We start from the raw sequence: 19,416 nt of genomic DNA, 5'->3' as shown, positions 1-19,416 counted from the left end.
AGATTCTTGAACTATCTCACCCTGGTCTGGGCGATGCTGTGGCGGCGCAAGGCGCGCACGGCGCTGACGTTTGCGTCGATCGCGGTCGCCTTCATGCTGTACGGCATGCTCGAAGCGCTCAGTGCGCTGATCTACGGTGGCGCCCGTCTCGGCGGAGCGGATTCGATGATGACCAGCCATCGCTACGGTTTCGCCAAGGCGCTGCCGTATGCGTATCGCAGCCAGATCGAGGCCGTGCCGGGCGTCAAGGCGGTGATTCCGGTCGTGATGTTTCCGGTCAGATTCCAGAACGAAAGGGCGCGCGGCCAGCCGTCGCTGGCGACCGATGGACGGACGTTCTTCACGACCGATCCGCGCTTCTTGCTGCCGGCCGACCAGCTTGAGACCTTCGAGAAAACCCGCACCGGCATGATCGCCGGCCGGCAGATGGCGGAGAAATACGGCTGGAAGATCGGCGACCACATTCCGCTGACCTCGGTCTGGGTCAAGCGCAAGGATGGCGGTCATGACTGGGAGTTCGATCTGGTCGGCATCTTCGACTACAACACCGAACTGATGGGCGAGGACATCGCCGCGATGCGCATCATCGTGCACTACGACTACATCGACGAGGCGCGCAGTAATCCGGGTGAGGTCACGCTGTTCTTCGTCAAGGTTCTCGATCCGGCGCAGATCCCGGCGGTATCCAAGGCGATCGACGAGCTGTTCCAGAATTCCGCGCATCCGACCCAGACCCAGTCCGAGGCGGAACAGCAGCGCTCGATGATGGCGCAGATCGGCGACATCGGCCTGATCATCCGCGCGATTCTTTCCGCGGTTTTCTTCACGCTGGTCGTGGTCGCCGGCAACACGATGATGCGCGCGTTCCGCGAACGGATTCCGGAGTTTGCGACGCTCAAGGCCCTGGGTTTCAGCGATGCCAGGATTGCGGCGATGGTCGCGTTCGAATCGCTGCTGCTCTGCGGCAGCGCCGGCGTGAGCGGCCTTGCGCTGGCCTGGCTGGTCCTCAAGCCGACCGCCAAGGCGGTGTCCTCGGTGCTGCCGTATCTGAGCCTGCACCTGTCGACGATGCTCACCGGTTTCGGCCTCGCCTTGTTGCTCGGCGTCATCGCCGCCGTGCTGCCGGCCTGGCAGTCCGCGCGCCTGTCGGTGGTTGAAGGATTGCGGAGCTCCTGATGCTGTTTCGCATCCTCAGGGTCAGTCTGCTGAGTCTCTACAGCCTGCCGGCGCGCTGGGGCGTCGCCCTGGTCGTGGTGATCTGCATCGCCGGCGCGTCCGGCGTGCTGGTGTCGATGCTGGCGATGGCCGATGGTTTCCAGCAGACCTTCCAGAAGGCCGGCCGCGTCGACCGCGTCGTCGTGCTGTCGACCGGCGAGATCAATGAGCCTGGCAGTTCGATCGCGCGCGATCAGTTGCGGGTGCTGCTCGACGCACCGGGCCTGGCGCGCCTCGCCGACGGCAAGGTGGCCGCTTCGGTCGAGCGCTTCACGATCTCACCGCTGCCGCAGCGGGATCGCGGCAAGGACGGCAATCTGGTCGTGCGCGGCGTCGGCATGGAAGTGCTGGCGGTGCGTCCCGAAGCGCGCCTGATTGCCGGACGCATGTTCAATGCTGGCTTGCGCGAATTGATGGTCGGGCGTGCGGCGCAGGCGCATTTCCCGGCGCTGGAACTGGGTGCCGAGGTCAGCCTGTCCGGTGTGAACTGGACCGTGGTTGGTGTTTTCGAGAGTGGCGGCAGCGCGCTGGAATCCGAAGCCTGGGGCGAAGTCGAGGCGGTGATGTCGGCCTACAACCAGTCCAGCTACAGCTCGATCACCGCGCTGCTGCAGTCCGTCGATGCCTTCCAGACCTACAAGGATGCGGTGACCAGCGATCCGGCGCTGTCGCATACGCCGCAGCGCGAGTCCGAATATTTCGCCGCGCAGGGCGGCACGCTGTCGGCGGCGATGCAGATCATCGGCTATGTGGTTTCATCGATCATGGGCCTGGGCGCGCTGTTCGCCGCCGTCAACACGATGTATGCCTCGATCGAGTCGCGCAGCGTGGAGATCGCGACGTTGCGGGCGATCGGGTTCGATGCACTGCCGATCGTCCTGTCGGTATTGCTCGAATGCGTGCTGCTGTGCGGCGCTGGCGCCGCGCTCGGCGGCGGCATCGCCTATCTGCTGTTCAACGGCTACACCGTATCCACCCTCAATACGGCGAGCTTCAGCCAGGTCAGTTTCGCGTTCAACGTCACGCCGGCGCTGCTTGGTCAGGGCGGCCTGTGCGCCTGCATCATCGGCCTGCTCGGCGGGTTGTTCCCGGCGCTGCGTGCGGCGCGCGTGCCGATCATCGAAGGGCTGCGCGCGGTCTGACGCTCAGGGGTTCAAGGAATTGTCAGCCCGCGAATCACCGCCGGCCTGGCGACGAACGCTTCGAGCACGCGCTGCACCTGCGGATAGTTGCCGATGCCGACCAGTTCGCCGGCGCCGTAGAAACCGATCAGGTTGCGTACCCACGGGAAGGTCGCGATGTCGGCGATCGTGTAGTCGGCGCCCAGCAGCCACTGGCGGCCGGTGAGGTGCTTGTCGAGCACGCCGAGCAGGCGCTGCGATTCTGCGACGTAACGATCGCGCGGACGCTTGTCCTCGAAGTCCTTGCCGGCGAACTTATGGAAGAAGCCGACCTGGCCGAACATCGGCCCGACGCCGCCCATCTGCCACATCAGCCACTGAATCGTCTGAAGGCGCGCGGCGGCATCGCGGCCGAGGAGCTGGCCGGTCTTCTCGGCGAGGTAGATCAGGATCGCCCCGGACTCGAACAGTGCGAGCGGTTTGCCGCCGGGGCCCTGTGGATCGAGGATGGCCGGAATCTTGTTGTTGGGATTCAGCGACAGGAACTCGGGCGAGGACTGGTCGTTCGTGTCGAAATTGACCTTGTGCACCTCATACGGAAGGCCGGTTTCCTCCAGCATGATCGATGCCTTGACGCCGTTGGGCGTCGGCAGCGAGTAGAGCTGCAGCCGTTCCGGATGCTGCGCCGGCCACTTGCGGGTGATCGGGAAGGCGGAAAGATCGGTCATGGGCGAGGGTCTCGGTCGGGCTGATCTGACTGGATGGCGACGCCGGCGGCCGGATTCAGGGCGGCCGATCAAGCCCGATGGCCCGCCGTTTGTCCGCCCGCGCCCGGTTTCCGTCGCCGCGCCAAGTTATGTGACATCCCCTTGGCGTCTGATAGCGCAACGGAGGATCACATGGGCGCAAAACGGGTTCGCAACGCTGGACGCAGGCCGCAATCGCGGTCGCGGCGGCGGCTGCCCCGGCCCGCGCCGGTGCAGATGCCCGAGCGCACGCGGACGATCGCGCTCTACGAAGTCGATGCCGAACTGGCCGAGATGCAGCGGCTGGCGCGGCTGGGCAGCTGGCGCTGGGATCTTGCCTCGAACCAGATGCAGTGGTCGCAGGTGCTGTTCGACATCGTCGGCCTCGACGCGACGGCCGCGCAGCAGGGACTGCTCGATCCCGGCTCCCTGCTGGACGCCGAGACCCGCCGCAGAGTCGACAGCCTGATGGCGTCGACCGTTGTCGACGGCAAACCCTACGAGATCGAACTGGCGATCCAGCACCCGACCGGCGAGGCACGCTGGCTCGCCGCGCGCGGCGAAGTTGTCCGCGACGGCAGCGGCAGGGTCATTGCCTTGCGCGGGACGGCGCTGGATATCACCGAGCGTTGCCTGGTCGAGCGTGCGCTGCGCCTCAGCGAGGCACGCTTCCGCGCGATCTTCAATTCCACGGTGCAGTTCATCGGCGTGATGTGGCCGGACGGTACCGTCGTCGAGGTCAACGAAACGGCGCTGGCATTCGGCGGACTGAAGTCGGTCGACGTGATGGGCCTGCCGGGTTGGGAGACGTACTGGTGGAGCGGTCATCCGGAAGCCCAGGAGCGTCTCAGGCACGCGGTCGAACGGTCTGCGCGCGGCGAACTGGTGCGTTACGACGAAGACATCCGCGGTGCCGACGGCAGCTACATCACGATCGATTTCTCGATCAAGCCGGTGTTCGACGCCAACGGCGAAGTCACGCTGCTGATCCCGGAAGGTCGCGACGTCACCGAAGAGCGCCGCAACAGCAGCGCGCTGGCGGAGAGCGAAAACCGATTCCGCCAGGCGATGCGCAATGCGCCGATCGGCAAGGCACTCGTCAGCCCGGACGGGCGTTTCCTCGAAGTCAACGAAGCGCTGTCGACGATGCTCGGCTACAGCGCCGGTGAATTGCAGTTGCTCAGCTTCGCGGAGGTCACGCATCCGGACGACGTTGATGAAGACCTGGCCAAGGTGCGTGAGCTGCTCGATGGCCGCAGCGACCGCTATCGTCTGTTCAAGCGCTATCTGCGTGCCGACGGCGGCATCGTCGACGCGCAGCTCGACGTCACGCTGCTGCGCAATGCCGCGGGCGAGCCGCTGCATTTCATCTCGCAGGTCCAGGACATCACCCAGCGCAAGCTGCTGGAGGAAGAGCAGCAGGCGCTCAACCGGCGCCTGACGGAGGCCTTCGACCAGATCAACGAAAGCAATCGCCATCTGGAAGCGCGTATCGCCGAAGTCACGCAGCTACAGGAACAGCTGCGCGTGCAAGCCACCCGCGACGGCCTGACCGGGCTCTACAACCGGCGCTACTTCGACGAAGCGCTGAGTCGCGAAATGAGCGAGGCTGCGATCGGTGGCCACGATCTGAGCCTGATCATTGCCGACCTCGATTACTTCAAGGCCCTCAACGATCAGCACGGCCACCAGTCCGGCGACGCGATGCTGCAGGCTTGGGCCGAACTGGCGCGCCAGGAAACCCGCGAAGGCGACATCCTGTGCCGCTACGGCGGCGAAGAGTTTGCACTGGTGCTGCCGCATTGCTCGCGGCGCGACGCCGCGGTGCTGGCCGAACGTCTGCGTACGAGGTTGGCGACGCTGAGTCTGTCGGCCTTGAACGGTCAGCGCTTCTCGACGACCGTCTCGATGGGCGTTGCCAGCGCCGGCGCCGGCGACAACGATGCCAACGCGCTGATCCGCAGTGCCGACATGGCGCTCTACCAGGCGAAAAAATCAGGTCGCGATCGGGTCGTGTGCCAGGCTGCGGCGGCGGAGGTCGCGGGCTTTCATGCCGTGCGTGTCGAAGCGGGCACTCAACTCGCGGTGATCAAGCACTAGCCGGCCGCCGGTTGCGAACTCAGGGTTTCGTGATCGGGCGCGGGTCAGCGGGTACGTGGGCGAGGATCGTCGCCGCGAGCGCTTCGTAGTCGCCGTCGAAATGATGGCCGCCGGGCAGGCGCGCGAGCGTGACGCCGCTGCCGCGCAGTTGCGGGCAGATGCTGTCCTCCTCCTCGACGCCGTAAACGCACAGGAAGCGTACGTCCTTGAGCCGCTGCACTTCCGGCAGCGTTGCCGGGCCGTCGTCGTTGTCGCTGACCCAGTTCGTCAGATGGAACTGGAACACCGCGTGGTCGGACAGGCCCATCGCGACGGCCACCGCCAGGCGTTGCCGATTGGCGGCCGACAGCCGATTCAGCGCAAACGGCAGCACATCGGCCCCCTGCGAGTAACCGACCAGGATCACTTCGCGCTTGTGCCACAGCGCGGCGTAGTGATCGATGATGCGATCGAGATCACTTGCTATGCCCTGCGGCGTGCGCGCGCTCCAGAAGTAGCGCAGCGAATCGAGGCCGACGACCGAGATGCCCCTGGCGCGCAACGCCGCCGAGACGTCCTTGTCGAGACCGGCCCAGCCGCCATCGCCGCTGAGCAATACCGCAAAGCGCGGATTGCCGGCGGCGTTGTCGGCGGGTTCCTCGATCACCGGCAGATCGCCGAGTGACGGCGGCGCCGGTGCGTCGGTGACCACCGCCTTGGCCTTCAGGCGCCGATAAGCCGCCGCCAGTGCCGTCCGCGCGCTCGGTGAATCGCCGTAGCCGTGATTGACGCCGGGCAACACCGTCATCTGCGCGCTCGGCATGCGCTCGACGAACTTCTGCGTGCTGGGGATATCGCAGAGATCGTCGTCACCGCCGTACAGCGCAATCAAGGGTGCCTTGAGCGCAGGATCGGCCAGCAGGTCGAATCCCTTGCCGCTCTTGTGGGCGCTGTAGCGCAGCGCTTCGCCGGCGCACATCGGCTTCTTCATTTCCAGGTCGGGGCAGAAGCCAAGCACCAGCGCCGAAGCGAAGGTGCCCGCCGGTGCCTGCAGCAGATTCGCGTAAGCCAGGCTCGCGCCGGCGGAATAGCCGACCACGATCGGCTGCAGATAGCCGGGTACCTTGGCGTAGGCCTGGCTGAAGTGCGCGAGATTCTCGAGATCGCCATCGATCAGCGCGCAGTCGCCGTCGTCGGCTTCCAGCGTGGCGATGAATTGCGCGGTGTCGATGCCGGCAACCAGTGCGCCTTCGCCAACGAGCGTCTGTGCGAGCTGCGTTTCTGCCGCGTTCCAGCCGCCGTCGCCGGACAGCAGCAGGGCAAAGCTGGTCGGCGTCTGCGCCGGCCGGAACAGATGCACCTGCTTGAATCGGCCGTGTTCGAGGACTGTTTCATTGGCTGCGACACTGGGTGCGGCATTGGCCGCCGCATTCGCCTTCGCAGCCGTTTGCGCCTGCACCGTCGAGACCAGCAGCAAGGCCAGCAGGCCGCAGACGCGGAGCGCGCTCGGTTTCATTTCGTCAGGATTCCCTTGATGCCGCCGCTGACCAGCGCGGCGATGTCGGTGAACGCGAGCAGCGGCTTGACGCCGCCCTCGGCGCACAGATAGCGCGGCTCCCAGTCGGGCTCGAACTTTTCCTTGAAGCTGCGCAGGCCCTTGAAGTTGTAGAAGCGCCGGCCGTGGCGGTAGATCAGGCGGCCGACGCGTTGCCAGTTCGGCGCGTTGCGATGCTCCGACATGCCCGACATCGGCGCCATGCCCAGGCCGAACTGCTCGTAGCCTTGCGCCTGGCAGTGCAGCAGCAGCTTGACGAACAGATAGTCCATCACGCCCTTGGGCGCGTCGGGGGTGTAGCGCATCAGGTCGATCGTTGCTTCCGCCTTGCCTTCGGTCACCATCAGATTGGCGAAGGCGACGACCTGGCCGTTGCGCGAGGCGATCGCCAGCGGTGTGCGCTGCAGATACTCGGGCTCGAAGGCGCCGAGCGAATACGCTTTCTCGCGCGTCGCATGCTGCTTGAGCCAGGCGTCCGAGATCGCACGCAGCTGCGGCAGCAACGCGGGCACGGCGCTGGCCGGCAGCACTTCGAACTGCAGGCCTTCGCGCTCGCCCTTGTTGACCGCGGTGCGCAGGTGCGCGCGCTTGGAACCCTGCAGGGTGAATTCGCGCAGCGGCACGAAGGCGTACTCGCCCAGCTTGTACGCGGACATGCCGACATCGACATACAGCGCGAGATGGCGTGCGCTGGCCTGGTAGAAGCACGCGCGGCCGCCGTGCTGGTGCGCCAGTTCGACGAAGCGCCAGATCAGCTCCGGCCATTCGCTTTCCGGTCCGATCGGATCGTAGAGCGCGGCCCAGGTGCGGGCGCGCTTGCCGTACATCAGAAACGACTTGCCCGACTGCGAGAACAGCAGGCTCTTGTCGCCCATCAACGCCAGCACCGCGTCCGCGCGCGGCTGCTCGCGAATGATGGCTTCGGCATGTGCCAGCTCCGCGGCACCCGGGCTCACGGCATTGCCGCTCGCCGGGCGGAACGCCTGCCAGGCGGTGAAGCCGAACGCCAGCAGCACGGTGCTGACGCTGGCGCGCAGGCTGCGCGGTGCGTGCGCGTCGAAGGCAAATTGCCACCACAGGTCGCTGCTGTACTCGACATCCCGATACACGAAGAACATCAGCCAGATCACCGCGGCCAGCGCGGCGCCGACCATCAGCATCCAGTTCAGCGACAGCGGCTGGGCGAACAGCGAAGCGCGCCGGTCGAACTCCTTGCGCCCGGCGACCAGCAGCGCGACCAGAACGCCGAGCGCGGCCATTTCCGACACCGCGATGCCCTTGGGCAATGCAAACAGCAGGCCCAGCAGTGCGAGTACTACGGCGGCCCACCAGGCAGCGTCGAGCCGCAGCAGCAAGCCGCGCGCGACGAACAACAGGCCGAGGCCGGCGATGCTGCCGAGGAAATGCGCGCCTTCGACGAAGGCCAGTGGAATGTTCAGCGCCAGCAATGCCGTCGCGTCCTCGGTCGACGGCGTGACGCCGGAGATCAGCAGCATCAGGCCCATCGCAAACGTCGCGACGGCGAGAAACAGCGGCGACAGCTCGGCGGCCTGCTGGCGGGCGCGATGCGCGGCGATCGCCGCCCACTCGCGCAGGACGAGCAGCAGCACGGCCAGTGCCAAGGGCGCGAGGTAGTAGATCGCCCGGTACAGGACGAGTGCGCCGGCGACTTTCTCGGTCGGCAGCGCGTCGCGGAAGGCCAGCAGAATCACCGCCTCGAACACGCCGATGCCGCCGGGCACATGCGAGATCACGCCGACGGCGACGGCCAGCGCGAAGAAGGCGATGTAGCTGCCGAGCGTGACGTCCGACGCCGGCAGCAACATCCACAGCACCATCGCCGCGGCGAGGATGTCGAGCGCCGAGACGGCGATCTGCGCGACAGCCAGCTGCCAGGACGGCAGGCTCAGGCTGCGTCCGCGCAGGCGGATGCTGCGTTGCCGCGCGCACAGCACGATCAGCGCGGCGATGGCGGCCAGCATCAGCACCGCCAGAACCTGCAGCAGCAATGGCGGCAGCGGCAGCAGCGTCGCGCTGGCCTGCGCGCCCCACAGCAGGCCGAGGGCGCCGATGAAGCTGATGCCGAGCCCGAAACCGGCGCCGACGAAGCCCATCAGCCGGGCGATCTGGACCGGCTCGAGGCCGGCGGCACCATAGACGCGCAGGCGTACCGCGCCGCCGGTCAGCAGGCCGAATCCCACCGTGTTGCCGAGCGCGTAGCCGGCGAAGGAGCCGAGGGCGAGCGTGCGCAGCGGCAGGCGCGCGTCGATATAGCGCAGCGCGGAGGCGTCGTAGCCGGCGAGTGCAACGAACGACAGCAGCGTGAACAGGCCGGCGGCGACCAGTGCCGACCAGGGCGTATCGCGGATCTCGGCCTGGACATCGGCGTAGCGGATCTCGCCGGTCAGCCGGTGCAGCGCGAAGAAGGCCGCGGCGGCGAGGCCGACCACCAGCAGCGTCGACAGCCAGGGGCGGTAACGCGCGAGCGTGCTCATCGCAGGTGCCAGCGTTTCGGAAGGCGGGGACAGTGGTGCGGCGCGGCGGGCAAGCAATGATCCGGCGGTGGCTGACGACGGAGCCTCAGATCGGATTCCGGCGAACTCGTTCCGTGGCGGCGCGAAAAAATCATGCGGCTTGCGCGGAACCCGCGCGCCCGATCGGCTGGAACCGGGCGCGCGGTCGTGCTCGGCTCAGGCTGCGACCAGCATCTTGCGGATGACGCCTTCACAGGTGGTCTGATCCATATAGCGTGGCACGGCGTAAGTGAAGCGGGCTTCCGAACGGGCGGCGACCGCGATCGGCGTGACGTCGTTCGCGCGCAGTGCTTCCAGCGTTTCCGGAATACCGAACTGCACCTTGAGTTCGCGGATCCTGGCGATGAAGGCATCCGCCAGCACCTCATCCGAAGCGCCGGGGCTGCCGACGCCGCAGGCGCGCGCCAGCTCGGCGAGGCGGTCCGCGCAGTTCGGCTTCGAGTAGTCGAGCACATGCGGCATGACGATCGCATTGGCGAGGCCGTGCGGCACGTGGTAGAGCGCGCCGAAGTTGTGGGCGATGGCGTGCACATAGCCGACGCCGGCCTGGGTGAATGCGATGCCGGCGAGGTTGGACGCGCGCGCCATCTGCTGGCGGGCTTCGACATCGCTGCCGTTGCTGACCGCCGTCGGCAGGTATTTGAGGACGAGCTTCGTCGCTTCGATGGCCTTCTCGTCGGTGCGCTTCATCGCGTTGCGCGAGATGTAGGCTTCGACCGCGTGGGTCAGTGCGTCCATGCCGGTCGCAGCGGTGATGTGGGGCGGCAGGCCGGTCATCAGCGCGCCGTCCAGTGCGCAGGCGGTCGGCATCAGCCTGAGATCCATGATCGGCAGCTTGCGCTTCTGCGCGCGGTCGGAGACGACGGCGGCGATCGTCACTTCCGAGCCGGTGCCGGCGGTGGTCGGCACGACGTACAGCGGCAGCATGCCCCAGAACACGCGGAACAGGCCGGCCATCTTGACGATCGGCTTGTTGTTCTTGGCGCGCGCACCGATGACCTTGGCGGCGTCGATCGACGAGCCGCCGCCGATCGCGAGGATCGCCTTGCAGTCGTTGGCCTTGAGCATCTCGAAGCCGGCTTCGATCTGCTCGACGGTCGGGTCGGGCAGCACGCCGTCGTAGATCACATAAATGACGCCGGCCTTGTCGAGCTCGGCCTTCATCTGGTCGAGCAGGCCGAGCTTGACCAGCATCGCGTCGGTGACGATCAGGATCTTGCGATGACCTTCGGCGGCGATGTGCCGGCACAGTTCCAGCGAGGAGCCGGCGCCTTCGAAGCTGCGCGGCCACTTGAACGGCATGATGGCCGTCACGCCCTTGAAGATCAGCATGTAAATACGCAGAAACAAGGTTTCGAGCGCGAAGAGCATGGGTGGTAGTTCCTGGCCATCGAGGCCGGATGTTGCGGATGCGGCACGTTACCTGATCCGGCCGGCGAAAGCAGTCCCTGTAAGGGTGATTTTCCCAGTGAAGGCGATGGGTATCGCGCGTACCATGCCGAACTTGGTCATTTGCGAGCGCTACCGCCATGCGGCGGCCGCCAGCCTAGGGGGAGAAGCCTGATGTCGCTGTCCTGGAATCACAAGGTGTTGCGCGGCCTGATCGCCGCTGCTGTCTGTCTGCCGCTGCTTGCGGCCTGCGGTACCAATTCGAATTCCGAGCCGGTTGGCGGCACCACCGGCGGCAACGGCGGCGGTGGCAGCACCGGCGACGGGCGCATCTTCAAGATCGAGCCGGGTCCGGACGCGACCAGCCAGATGATTGCCGCGATGATCCAGGCGGCGCCGGGCGACGTCATCGATTTCGCCTGCGGCTTCTTCGACCTCAGCTCAGCGCTGCAGCTGACCGACACCGAAGACGTGTTGATCAAGGGCTGCGGCCGCGACAAGACCGTGCTGTCGTTCAAGCAGAGCGCAACGCCGGAAGGCATCCTCGCCGTCAACGTCCATGGCCTGTGGATCGAAGACCTGACCGTGCTCGACACCGGCGGCAACGGTATCGAGCTGCGCGGCGTCGACCAGGCGGCGATCAAGCGCGTCCGTGCGATCTGGTCGTCGAACGGCGGCCGCGAGAGCCCGGACCCGATCACCGCGGCGAACGCATTCACCGACAACGCCAAGCGCCTCAATGTCGCGTGCACCGATCCGGCCACCCAGGACCCGACCGCGATCGAAAATCAGCTGCTGCCGCTGGACACGACCTCGCCGGACTACACGGTGAGCCCGAAGTCGGGCCGTTACGGCATCTATCCGGTCGCCTCCGAGAACATCCTGATCGAGGAAGCCGAATCGGTTGGCGCTTCGGACGCCGGTATCTACGTCGGCCAGACCAACAACGCGATCATCAAGAACAGCCGCGCCGCCTTCAACGTCTTCGGTTTCGAGATCGAGAACGTGCAGGGCGGCGAGTACGACAGCAACGTCGCCGAATGCAACACCGGCGGCTTCCTGGTCTATGACCTCGACGGCCTGCGCCAGTACGGCGACCGTTCGCGGATGTTCAACAACATCTCGCGCAACAACAACACCTACAACTTCACGTCCGGCGGCTTCGTCGGCAACGTGCCGTCGGGCAGCGGCATGATCACGCTGTCCTACGACCGCATCGACATCTTCAACAACGTCTTCGAGAACAACAACACCGGCGGCATCATCCACGCCAGCTACGAGTTGTTCCCGGAAGGCGCGGGCCGGCCGACCGAGCGTCGCATCGACTGGTACACCGAAGGCGTCCACATCTACGACAACAAGTTCATCAACAACGGCAACAGCCTGCCGCTGCCGACGACCAGCGACATCCAGTCGCTCGACGTTGCCAAGTTCCTGCCGGTGCTGATCGGCCTGAAGACCCAGGCCGCGTGCCTCAATCCGCTGAACCTGCAGACCTGCCTGGCCGCGGGGATTCCGCGCCTGCCTGGCCTCGGTACGCTGCCGCTGCCGGGTCTGCCGGGCGTGCGTGGCGCGCACATCCTGTGGGATGGCCTGCTTGACGATTACGATGCCGACTGCCCGTATCCGCTCGATGCCAACGGCCTGCCGGTGCCGAAGGACTCGCGCGGCAAGCCGCAGCTCGGCAACGACGATCCGAACCCGGAATGTCACTACAACGCCTACAAGTTCGACACGACGGCCGAAGGCAATCCGCGCATCCTGCCGGACTGGTTCTCCTCCTGCATCGATGCCAGCAACGAGTTCAGCGGCGACAGCCTCAAGTTCGCCAACTTCCACGGCCTGAAAGGTCTGGAAGCGGTGATCGGCGTGCTGCTGGTCGATCCGTCGGCCGGTCCGCAGGCGCTGGTCGGCCTGCTGCGCAACGTGGCGAGCACCGACCTGGCGAACTTCGCATCGAGCTTCGATCTCGCGCCGCATGACTGCCCGGCCGCCTACGGTCGCAATCTGCCGCCGCTGCCGGCGGTCGTGATTCCGCCGTTCAAGCGCAGCGGCAACTTCGACGCGGCGCCAAGCCCCGAGCAGGTCGCGCGTCTCTGCGAAGCGGGCAGCGGCAGCGGCGTCAACTTCGGTGCGGCGGGCGTCAACTGCCCGACGCTGGACCAGTACAACCTGTTCGCCGATCCGGAAGATCCGACCAGCGCGCCGCGCGGCAACGGCGTGCCGTTCGTGCTCAACACCAAGCTGTTCTCCGACTACGCGGTGAAGTATCGCGTCGCCTACCTGCCGCCGGGCACCAAGGCCACGTACCGCAGCGCCGCGACCGATGGCGCCAACGCGACGCTGAACTTCCCGGCCGGCACGATCATCGCGAAGACCTTCTCGTTCCTCGATGAACAGACCGGTACCGAAAATGCCGTCGAGACGCGCCTGCTGATCAAGCGCACCAACAGCAAGGGCGTCGCCCGCTGGGACGGCGTGCCGTACATCTGGTCGACCGATGCCAGCGGCCGCCGCGTCGCCAGGCTCGCGCTGGGCGGCGGTCATGCCTCGGTGAGCTGGAACTTCACCGACGTCGATTCCGGTGCCCTGCACCAGGGCAGCGCGCCGGCGTACCAGATCCCGCACGCCAACCAGTGCCTGAGCTGCCATGCCAACGAGGATGCCGACACCGGCTCCGCGCCGATCGGTCCGAAGCTGCGCAACCTCAATCGTCCGTATGCGTCGGAGTCGAGCATCAACACCGAGCAGTCGCGGCATGAGGTGTTCGGCAAGAACCAGATCAAGTACTGGTGCGACAAGGGCCTGATCGCCGGCTGCCCGGGCGACATGACCATCGACCCGGTCACGCAGATCGCCACGAACGTCGAGCGCCTGCCGATCTTCAACAAGCCCGGCAACGCCGGCTTCCCGGCCGGCAGCGCGCAGGACATCGAAGCCCGCGCACGCGCCTATCTCGAAGTGAACTGCGCGCATTGCCACAATCCGCGCGGCTTCGCGGCGAGCACCGGCATGTACATGGACAGCCTGCGCGCCGTCGACAACACCTACGGCATCTGCAAGCGGCCGACGGCGACGGGGCAGGAAGGCAATGGCGGGCGTACCTACGACATCCATCCGGGCGACGTCAGCGACTCGATCATTCCGTTCCGCATCGGACCGGAAGCGACGCTGCCGGCCGCGAAGATGCCGCCGATCGCGCGCAGCGTCGTGCACGACGAAGGCCATGCGCTGATCGCGCAGTGGATCAGCGAAGTCATCACCAATGACGAAACGCGCTATCCGGGTTCGAGCAGCTGCACCGGCAACTGATCTGCGGATCAGGGCCTGAAACAAGAACGGCGCCTTCGGGCGCCGTTCTTGTTTGTGTTTCCCGTTTTGGGCGTGGCTCGTGCTCAACCCATCCCGCAAAACGCGAAATCAATTTTAGGCCGGCGCCCGCCGACGATCTCCGCCAGCGCCTGCCCGGAGCCGCAGGCATGCGTCCAGCCCAGCGTGCCGTGACCGGTATTGAGATAGAGATTGCTCACCGTGCTGCGCCCGACATAGGGCACGTTCGACGGCGTCGCCGGCCGCAGGCCGGTCCAGTAGCTGGCCTGCGACCGATCGCCGGCGCCGGGGAACAGTTCTTCGAGGCGCTGCAGCAACAGCCCGGCGCGACGCGGATCGATGCGCTGGTCGTAGCCGACCAGCTCCGCCATGCCGGCGACACGCAGCTGCTTGCCGAGCCGCGAGAACACCAGCTTGTGGCCGTCATCGATCAGCGCGACGGTGTAGGCGCGCTCGGGCTGCGCGACCGGCACCGTCAGCGAGTAGCCCTTGGCCGGGATCAGTTGCAGATCGATGCCCAGCGGTTTGACCAGCAGCGGGCTGTAGCTGCCGAGGGCGAGGACGAAAGCATCGGCTTGCAGCGTGCTGCGCGTGCCTTCGCGATCGACCAGTCCGGCGCTGGCGATGCGGCCGTTCTGCAGCTTGAGTGTTTCGACCGTCTGCCCGAAGGCGAACTCGACGCCGGCAGCGCTGCAATGCCTGGCGAGCGCCGTCGTGAACTGCCGCGCATCGCCGGATTCGTCGTCGGGTGCGTAGGTCGCGCCGACCAGCGGCACCTGCGTCGACTGCAGTGCGGGTTCGATCGCGATTGCCTCGGCAACCGACAGGACGCGGCGCTCGCAGCCGAGTTCGCTCATCAGCCGCGCCGGTGCCTGCGCCGCGGCAAATTCCCCGGGCGAAGTGTAGATGTGCAGGATGCCGTGGCTGCGCTCGTCGTAGTGCAGTTGCAGCTCTTCGCGCAGCGCACGCAGGCAGGCACGGCTGTGCAAGCCGAGATTCACCAGCTGGCGGATGTTCGCGCGGCTGCGCTGTGCGCTGCATTCACGCAGGAACGCGAGCAGCCAGTGCCACAGGGCAGGGTCGGCCTGCAGGCGGATGCGCAGCGGTGCATCGGCGTCGAGCATCCATTGCAGCAGCTTCCGCGGCGTGCGCGGATTCGCCCAGGGTTCGGCATGGCAGACCGAAATCTGGCCGCCGTTGGCGAAGCTGGTTTCGCCCGCCGCCTCGTTCTGCCGATCGACGACGACGACGTCCATGCCGGCGCGGCGCAGGTAGTGCGCCGCGGTGACGCCGATGACGCCCGCTCCGAGGACTGCGACGCGCATCAGGTCTTGGCCGGACTCTGGATCAGTCCCGGCACTCGCGTCCGATCGCCGTCATCAGCTGTACCAGCGGCAACAGATGCGCGCCGAGCACGGCCTTGCCGGTGGTCTGCAGGCTGACGGCCACCTGCCGCTGCGGATCGGCCCAGGCGAGGATGTTGAGGAAGCCGAGATGGCCGAAGGCGCGGCCGGTCATCGGGCCATAGAGGCTGACCGGATTGGCGCCGAGCATCATGCCTTCGCTGTAGCGCATCGGAATCATCAGCGTGCGGTCGAGCGTCATCGCCGATGCCGGCCGTACCGCACGGGCGACGGTCTTCGGTTTGAGGACCTGCACGCCCTGGTACTCGCCGTGATCGAGCAGCATCTGGTAGAAGCGCGAGAGCTCGTCGGCCGTGCAGTAGAGATTGCCGGACGGCACGACCGCTTGGTGGAACACCGCCGAATTGGAGACATCGACGATGCCCTGGATCGGCAGCATCAGCGCGCGTTCGAGGATGACCGAGATCGGGAAGCGCACCGGCGCGCCGGCCACGTAGTTGAGCGCCACGGTCGGCCGGAATTCAGGCGCCAGACCGTAGGTGAAGGTCTGCATGCCGAGCGGCTTGCGGATCTTGTTGTTGAGGTATTCGCCGATCGGGCGCTGGGTCACGCGCTGCAGGATCTCGGCGAGGATGAAGCCGCCGGTGATCGCGTGATAAGCCTGCCGCGGCGGCTGCTTGCCGTGTACCGGCGGCGAGCGGCAGATCAGGTCGACGCAGCGCTCCCAGTCGAGCAGCATCGCCGGATCGATCTCGGCCTTGGGCAGATTGAACATCGGGAAGCCGCCGCGATGCGACAGCACCTGCGAGATCGTCGTCTCCGACTTGCCGTGTTCGGCGAACTCCGGAATGAAATGACTGACCCGCTCGTCGAGCTTGATGCCGCCTTCCTCGGCGAGCTTGTGCATCAGGATCGCGGTGATCGCCTTGGAGGCCGAAAACACGCAGACCGGCGTGTCCGGCAGCATCAGACGCTTGGGGCCGTAAGGGGAGTCGTCCGGACCGTTGCCGGCGGCGTGGCCGATCGCCCGGTTGAGCACGACCTTGCCGTGATGGCGCAGGGAGATGCTGATGCCGGGATGGGCGCCGCTGCGGTAGAGGACTTCGACCGCTCGCCAGATTCGCTCGACCGCTGCCGCGTCAACGGTGCGGGCGTCGCTGAGGTCTTCGTCGGCAATCGTGGTGACAGACCCGAGTTCAGCGGGGACGTGGATGTTGCGGGCGCCGAACCACTTCATGATGACGATTGCTTTACAGACAATAAGGGTGCGGGAGTTTACGTCGGAACCGGCGGTCGCCATAGCCTCTGACCAGTAGCCGGTAGGTCAGTATGAATAATCTATATCCCATGACTGGGACGGCCCCTATGATGCGCCCTCGATCTAGCGCCCCCGTTAGGTCGAACTACTGGGACTCACTCCCCCCTGAGTCCCGGCACCCCCGGATGGCGGGCGAAGTTTCTTCGCCCGCCCATCCACTTGGGGTCAAACCTTCCATCGGTGACCCAGTCGAGACCGCCCGCGCCTGTCGGGTGCGCTCAGCTCAGCGCGCTGGCCGGCGCGACGTTGCCGTCGGCCGCCGCTTCAGCCCCGCTGTCGCGGCGCTGGTTCTGCTCGGCAATCGCCACCCGTAGCTGGTGCAGGTTCTCGCGCAGCATGTCGGCGACCAGTTCGTCGGTGCGCGGATCGCGCAGCACCTCTTCCACCACGCGGATGCCGGCGTCGACGACACCGCTGACGATCTCGTCGTAGAACGGCAGCCGCGACAGGCGCCCGGCCTGGCGGTCCTGCTTGAGCTTCTCGAGGATCATCTGGCGGACCTCATGCTCGTTTTCCTGCAGGGCCCGCGAGATGTTTTCGGTGTAAGTGCCCTTGGCCAATACCGATTCGACCTCGTCGAGCACCGCGACGGTCACCGCGCCGCTGATCGACCGCACGATGGCGTCGCGGAAGCGGTTGACCAGCAGGTAGGTGAAATCGTCGCCAATCGCGCGGTCGGCGGCGATCCCGAAGCGCGATAGCAGGATGACGATGCGGATGACCCGGAACAGGCGGAAACCGCGGATCGCCGGATGGGCGACCGGGATCATGCCGAGCACCTCGTACCAGTTGCGCCAGACGAACTGGCGGGTCCAGCCGGCCGCCCGCCAGCGCCAGACGAACTCGCCGGCAAACAGGCTGCAGATGACATAGTCGCCGAGTAATATCAGCTCACGCTGTTCAGGCGTTACCGGCCCCCAGGTTTCCCAGCTCAGCAGGGCGATCGAGGCCAGCGCCAGCAGCAACATGATCCAATCGAGCGGCCTGATTCGCCTCAGGCGTTCAGCGAATTTTGCCAGTGTCATGCTAAGTGCCCGTTCGGCGGTTGTTTTTTCATGCTAAACGGCTCGTTGTGCAGTTGGTTAGTGGGGTAAAATTTACTAGCAAGACCCCCCCTAAAAAGGGGGTGGGTAGACGAAGATCGTCGTGCAATGCTCTGCCGGGTGTTACTGATGCGTACGCTCACTTTTTCAAGCTTGTTTTCGGGGGTGCTATGACGTTGTCAGGCGGTGGGCTGCCAGACGGGTACAACTTTGTTGTGCTCGATGACGGCCCGAAGAATCCGACTGACGATCTGTCCGGGCTGGTTGCTCTGGCCGGTGGAGAATTGCTGTGGAACGTCGCGTTCGGTAACTCGGGGGGGTCGCCGGCGCGCAGGGACTACGTCACCAAGCCTTACTTGGAGCGTTGGGCCCGTTCTACGGGGCAATTCGTTGATGAGGATACGTGGCGTCATGTTATCGCGTACGAGTACGCGCTAACGCATGAGCCAGCGCGCTGGCCTCAGGCGGCGCAACGCATCCTCGTCGCGCCGGCCGGAGATCTTTTTTCCGACCGCATTCTCGATGGCTTCATCGATCGCGTCCTCGACGTCATCGCCCAGCATCCCCAGCACACCTTCTACATCGTCACCCAGCGCGCCGAGCGCATGAAGACGTTTCTGTCGGCGCGTGCCGCACGTTCTGCGGCGCAGACCCAGAACGGCAGCGGTGTGCGGCGCTTCGAATGGCCGTTGAGCAACGTCTGTGTCGGCGTGTTGTGCGAAGACCAGAAAACCTACATGACGCGCGTGCGTCCGCTGCTGGAGACGCCGGCGGCGATGCGCTTCGTGGTGTTCGATCCGCTGGTCGGCCCGGTCCGCATGGAGCAGGTGCCGCTGACGACGCGTGACATCCTGTGGCCGCTCAAGGGCATCGTCCAGGCCTACCAGGGGCAGGACGCCGACGGCCGCATGCACTGGGAGCCGATCGAGCAGCCGCTGATGAAGATGCAGAAGCTCGACTGGGTCGTGCTCGGCGGTTACCGCGGCACGGAGACCAGGCCGCTGCATCCGCATTGGGTGCGTCGCATCCAGTACGACTGCAAGCGCGAGAGCGTCCCGTTCTACTTCAAGGGCTGGGGCGATTTCGGTCCGGCTTCGGCACCCGATCTCGACGGCGATCACAGCCTCGTCATCATCTCGAACGATGGCAGCCTGCGCGGCCGCGGCGTCGGTTCCAGCACGAACTATCTGGCCATCGAGACCCAGGGCGCGGTGCCGGACACTTACCTGACCCGCAAGCTCGATGCCGAACAGCTGAAGCTGATCGATGGCCAGTTGTGCCAGCAGATGCCCGCGCCGCGGCGCATGAAGCTGACCGACACCTCCGATCTCGCGCGCATGCTGCATCGCCTGTCGACCTCGTCGGAGCCGCTGTCGGGGCCGACCACGAGCTCGCCGGGTTCGCGCGCGCCGCAACAGCCTTCGCAGTCGCAGCAGCCGCAGGTTGCGACGATGGTCGTTCCCAAGGCGGCGGTGAATGAGTTCAGCAACACCGCGAACCGTGCAGCGACGACGACTTCCAGCAAGCTCGGCAGCTGGGTCAAGGACACGCTGAACAAGCCGATCTTCTAGTTTTCGCTGCCCGTCGCGGGCGACCGAATCCGCTGTCATCGCAACGCCGGCCCCGAGCCGGCGTTGTCCGTTCCGCAGTCGTTTTCAAGCCCGGCCCGGCAGCAGCTGAGTGAAATCCCCCAGCTCCTGTGTTCCAATAGCCGCCGCGAGA

Annotated in this window: 12 protein-coding genes; 5 read left to right on the top strand and 7 right to left on the bottom strand. The window is 66.1% G+C overall.

The genetic code is table 11. The features are described from left to right. Positions 1-6: 6 nt before the first annotated feature. Complete coding sequence (locus tag AC3WUF_RS08745) at positions 7-1,176, top strand: ABC transporter permease (RefSeq protein ID WP_492424546.1); 1,170 nt, start codon at positions 7-9, stop codon at positions 1,174-1,176. After that, the gene (locus AC3WUF_RS08740; RefSeq protein WP_492424544.1) at positions 1,176-2,357 is read left to right on the top strand and encodes an ABC transporter permease; all 1,182 of its coding nucleotides are present in this window, start codon (positions 1,176-1,178) and stop codon (positions 2,355-2,357) included. Before AC3WUF_RS08745 ends, AC3WUF_RS08740 begins: the two co-directional genes overlap by 1 nt. 11 nt (positions 2,358-2,368) lie before the next feature. Here the strand turns inward: AC3WUF_RS08740 and AC3WUF_RS08735 are convergent, their stop codons facing one another. Beyond that, on the bottom strand, positions 2,369-3,064 hold the full coding sequence (locus AC3WUF_RS08735; RefSeq protein ID WP_492424542.1) for a glutathione S-transferase N-terminal domain-containing protein: 696 nt from the start codon (positions 3,062-3,064) through the stop codon (positions 2,369-2,371). 255 nt (positions 3,065-3,319) lie between these two features. Between AC3WUF_RS08735 and AC3WUF_RS08730 the strand changes: the two genes are divergently transcribed. Further along, positions 3,320-5,182 carry a sensor domain-containing diguanylate cyclase gene (locus AC3WUF_RS08730; RefSeq protein WP_492425599.1) on the top strand — a complete coding sequence of 621 codons (1,863 nt, stop codon included), beginning with the start codon at positions 3,320-3,322 and terminating at the stop codon, positions 5,180-5,182. A gap of 19 nt (positions 5,183-5,201) precedes the next feature. Here the strand turns inward: AC3WUF_RS08730 and AC3WUF_RS08725 are convergent, their stop codons facing one another. The 3 genes from AC3WUF_RS08725 to AC3WUF_RS08715 all read right to left on the bottom strand — a co-directional run bounded on the left by AC3WUF_RS08725 (position 5,202) and on the right by AC3WUF_RS08715 (position 10,621). Beyond that, positions 5,202-6,677, bottom strand: a complete 1,476-nt coding sequence (locus AC3WUF_RS08725; protein WP_492424540.1) for an AcvB/VirJ family lysyl-phosphatidylglycerol hydrolase — start codon at positions 6,675-6,677, stop codon at positions 5,202-5,204. Continuing rightward, on the bottom strand, positions 6,674-9,211 hold the full coding sequence (gene mprF, locus AC3WUF_RS08720; RefSeq protein ID WP_492424538.1) for a bifunctional lysylphosphatidylglycerol flippase/synthetase MprF: 2,538 nt from the start codon (positions 9,209-9,211) through the stop codon (positions 6,674-6,676). The genes AC3WUF_RS08725 and mprF overlap by 4 nt, the downstream gene beginning before the upstream one ends. A gap of 195 nt (positions 9,212-9,406) precedes the next feature. Then, positions 9,407-10,621 (bottom strand): iron-containing alcohol dehydrogenase, encoded by a 1,215-nt coding sequence (locus AC3WUF_RS08715; protein ID WP_492424536.1) that lies wholly within the window; start codon positions 10,619-10,621, stop codon positions 9,407-9,409. A gap of 192 nt (positions 10,622-10,813) precedes the next feature. Between AC3WUF_RS08715 and AC3WUF_RS08710 the strand changes: the two genes are divergently transcribed. After that, complete coding sequence (locus tag AC3WUF_RS08710) at positions 10,814-13,951, top strand: parallel beta-helix domain-containing protein (RefSeq protein WP_492424534.1); 3,138 nt, start codon at positions 10,814-10,816, stop codon at positions 13,949-13,951. A gap of 83 nt (positions 13,952-14,034) precedes the next feature. Here AC3WUF_RS08710 and AC3WUF_RS08705 read toward each other — a convergent pair whose 3' ends face one another. The 3 genes from AC3WUF_RS08705 to AC3WUF_RS08695 form a co-directional block, all read right to left on the bottom strand. Next, a complete protein-coding gene (locus tag AC3WUF_RS08705) occupies positions 14,035-15,294 on the bottom strand; it encodes a D-amino acid dehydrogenase (protein ID WP_492424532.1) in 1,260 nt (419 codons plus the stop codon). Positions 15,295-15,316: 22 nt separating this feature from the next. Then, complete coding sequence (locus tag AC3WUF_RS08700; protein ID WP_492424530.1) at positions 15,317-16,570, bottom strand: serine hydrolase domain-containing protein; 1,254 nt, start codon at positions 16,568-16,570, stop codon at positions 15,317-15,319. 299 nt (positions 16,571-16,869) lie between these two features. Continuing rightward, on the bottom strand, positions 16,870-17,619 hold the full coding sequence (locus tag AC3WUF_RS08695; protein ID WP_492424528.1) for an ion transporter: 750 nt from the start codon (positions 17,617-17,619) through the stop codon (positions 16,870-16,872). 245 nt (positions 17,620-17,864) lie between these two features. On the opposite strand from AC3WUF_RS08695, the gene AC3WUF_RS08690 reads away from it, so the two are divergent. Further along, positions 17,865-19,265 carry a DUF5131 family protein gene (locus AC3WUF_RS08690; protein ID WP_492424526.1) on the top strand — a complete coding sequence of 467 codons (1,401 nt, stop codon included), beginning with the start codon at positions 17,865-17,867 and terminating at the stop codon, positions 19,263-19,265. Positions 19,266-19,416 lie beyond the last annotated feature (151 nt).

The sequence above is a fragment of the Fontimonas sp. FW305-C-3 genome, assembly GCF_058783185.1.
Note: the sequence above shows the minus strand (reverse complement) of the source record. Positions and strands in the feature narration are given on the sequence as shown.

Bases quoted from the DNA above. Each gene is read 5' to 3' on its own strand.
- AC3WUF_RS08705 (WP_492424532.1), bottom strand. From the start codon at position 15,294: ATGCGCGTCGCAGTCCTCGGAGCGGGCGTCATCGGCGTCACCGCGGCG.
- AC3WUF_RS08715 (WP_492424536.1), bottom strand. From the start codon at position 10,621: ATGCTCTTCGCGCTCGAAACCTTGTTTCTGCGTATTTACATGCTGATC.
- AC3WUF_RS08730 (WP_492425599.1), top strand. From the start codon at position 3,320: ATGCCCGAGCGCACGCGGACGATCGCGCTCTACGAAGTCGATGCCGAA.
- AC3WUF_RS08725 (WP_492424540.1), bottom strand. From the start codon at position 6,677: ATGAAACCGAGCGCGCTCCGCGTCTGCGGCCTGCTGGCCTTGCTGCTG.
- AC3WUF_RS08710 (WP_492424534.1), top strand. From the start codon at position 10,814: ATGTCGCTGTCCTGGAATCACAAGGTGTTGCGCGGCCTGATCGCCGCT.
- mprF (WP_492424538.1), bottom strand. From the start codon at position 9,211: ATGAGCACGCTCGCGCGTTACCGCCCCTGGCTGTCGACGCTGCTGGTG.
- AC3WUF_RS08700 (WP_492424530.1), bottom strand. From the start codon at position 16,570: ATGAAGTGGTTCGGCGCCCGCAACATCCACGTCCCCGCTGAACTCGGG.
- AC3WUF_RS08740 (WP_492424544.1), top strand. From the start codon at position 1,176: ATGCTGTTTCGCATCCTCAGGGTCAGTCTGCTGAGTCTCTACAGCCTG.
- AC3WUF_RS08695 (WP_492424528.1), bottom strand. From the start codon at position 17,619: ATGTTGCTGCTGGCGCTGGCCTCGATCGCCCTGCTGAGCTGGGAAACC.
- AC3WUF_RS08735 (WP_492424542.1), bottom strand. From the start codon at position 3,064: ATGACCGATCTTTCCGCCTTCCCGATCACCCGCAAGTGGCCGGCGCAG.
- AC3WUF_RS08690 (WP_492424526.1), top strand. From the start codon at position 17,865: ATGACGTTGTCAGGCGGTGGGCTGCCAGACGGGTACAACTTTGTTGTG.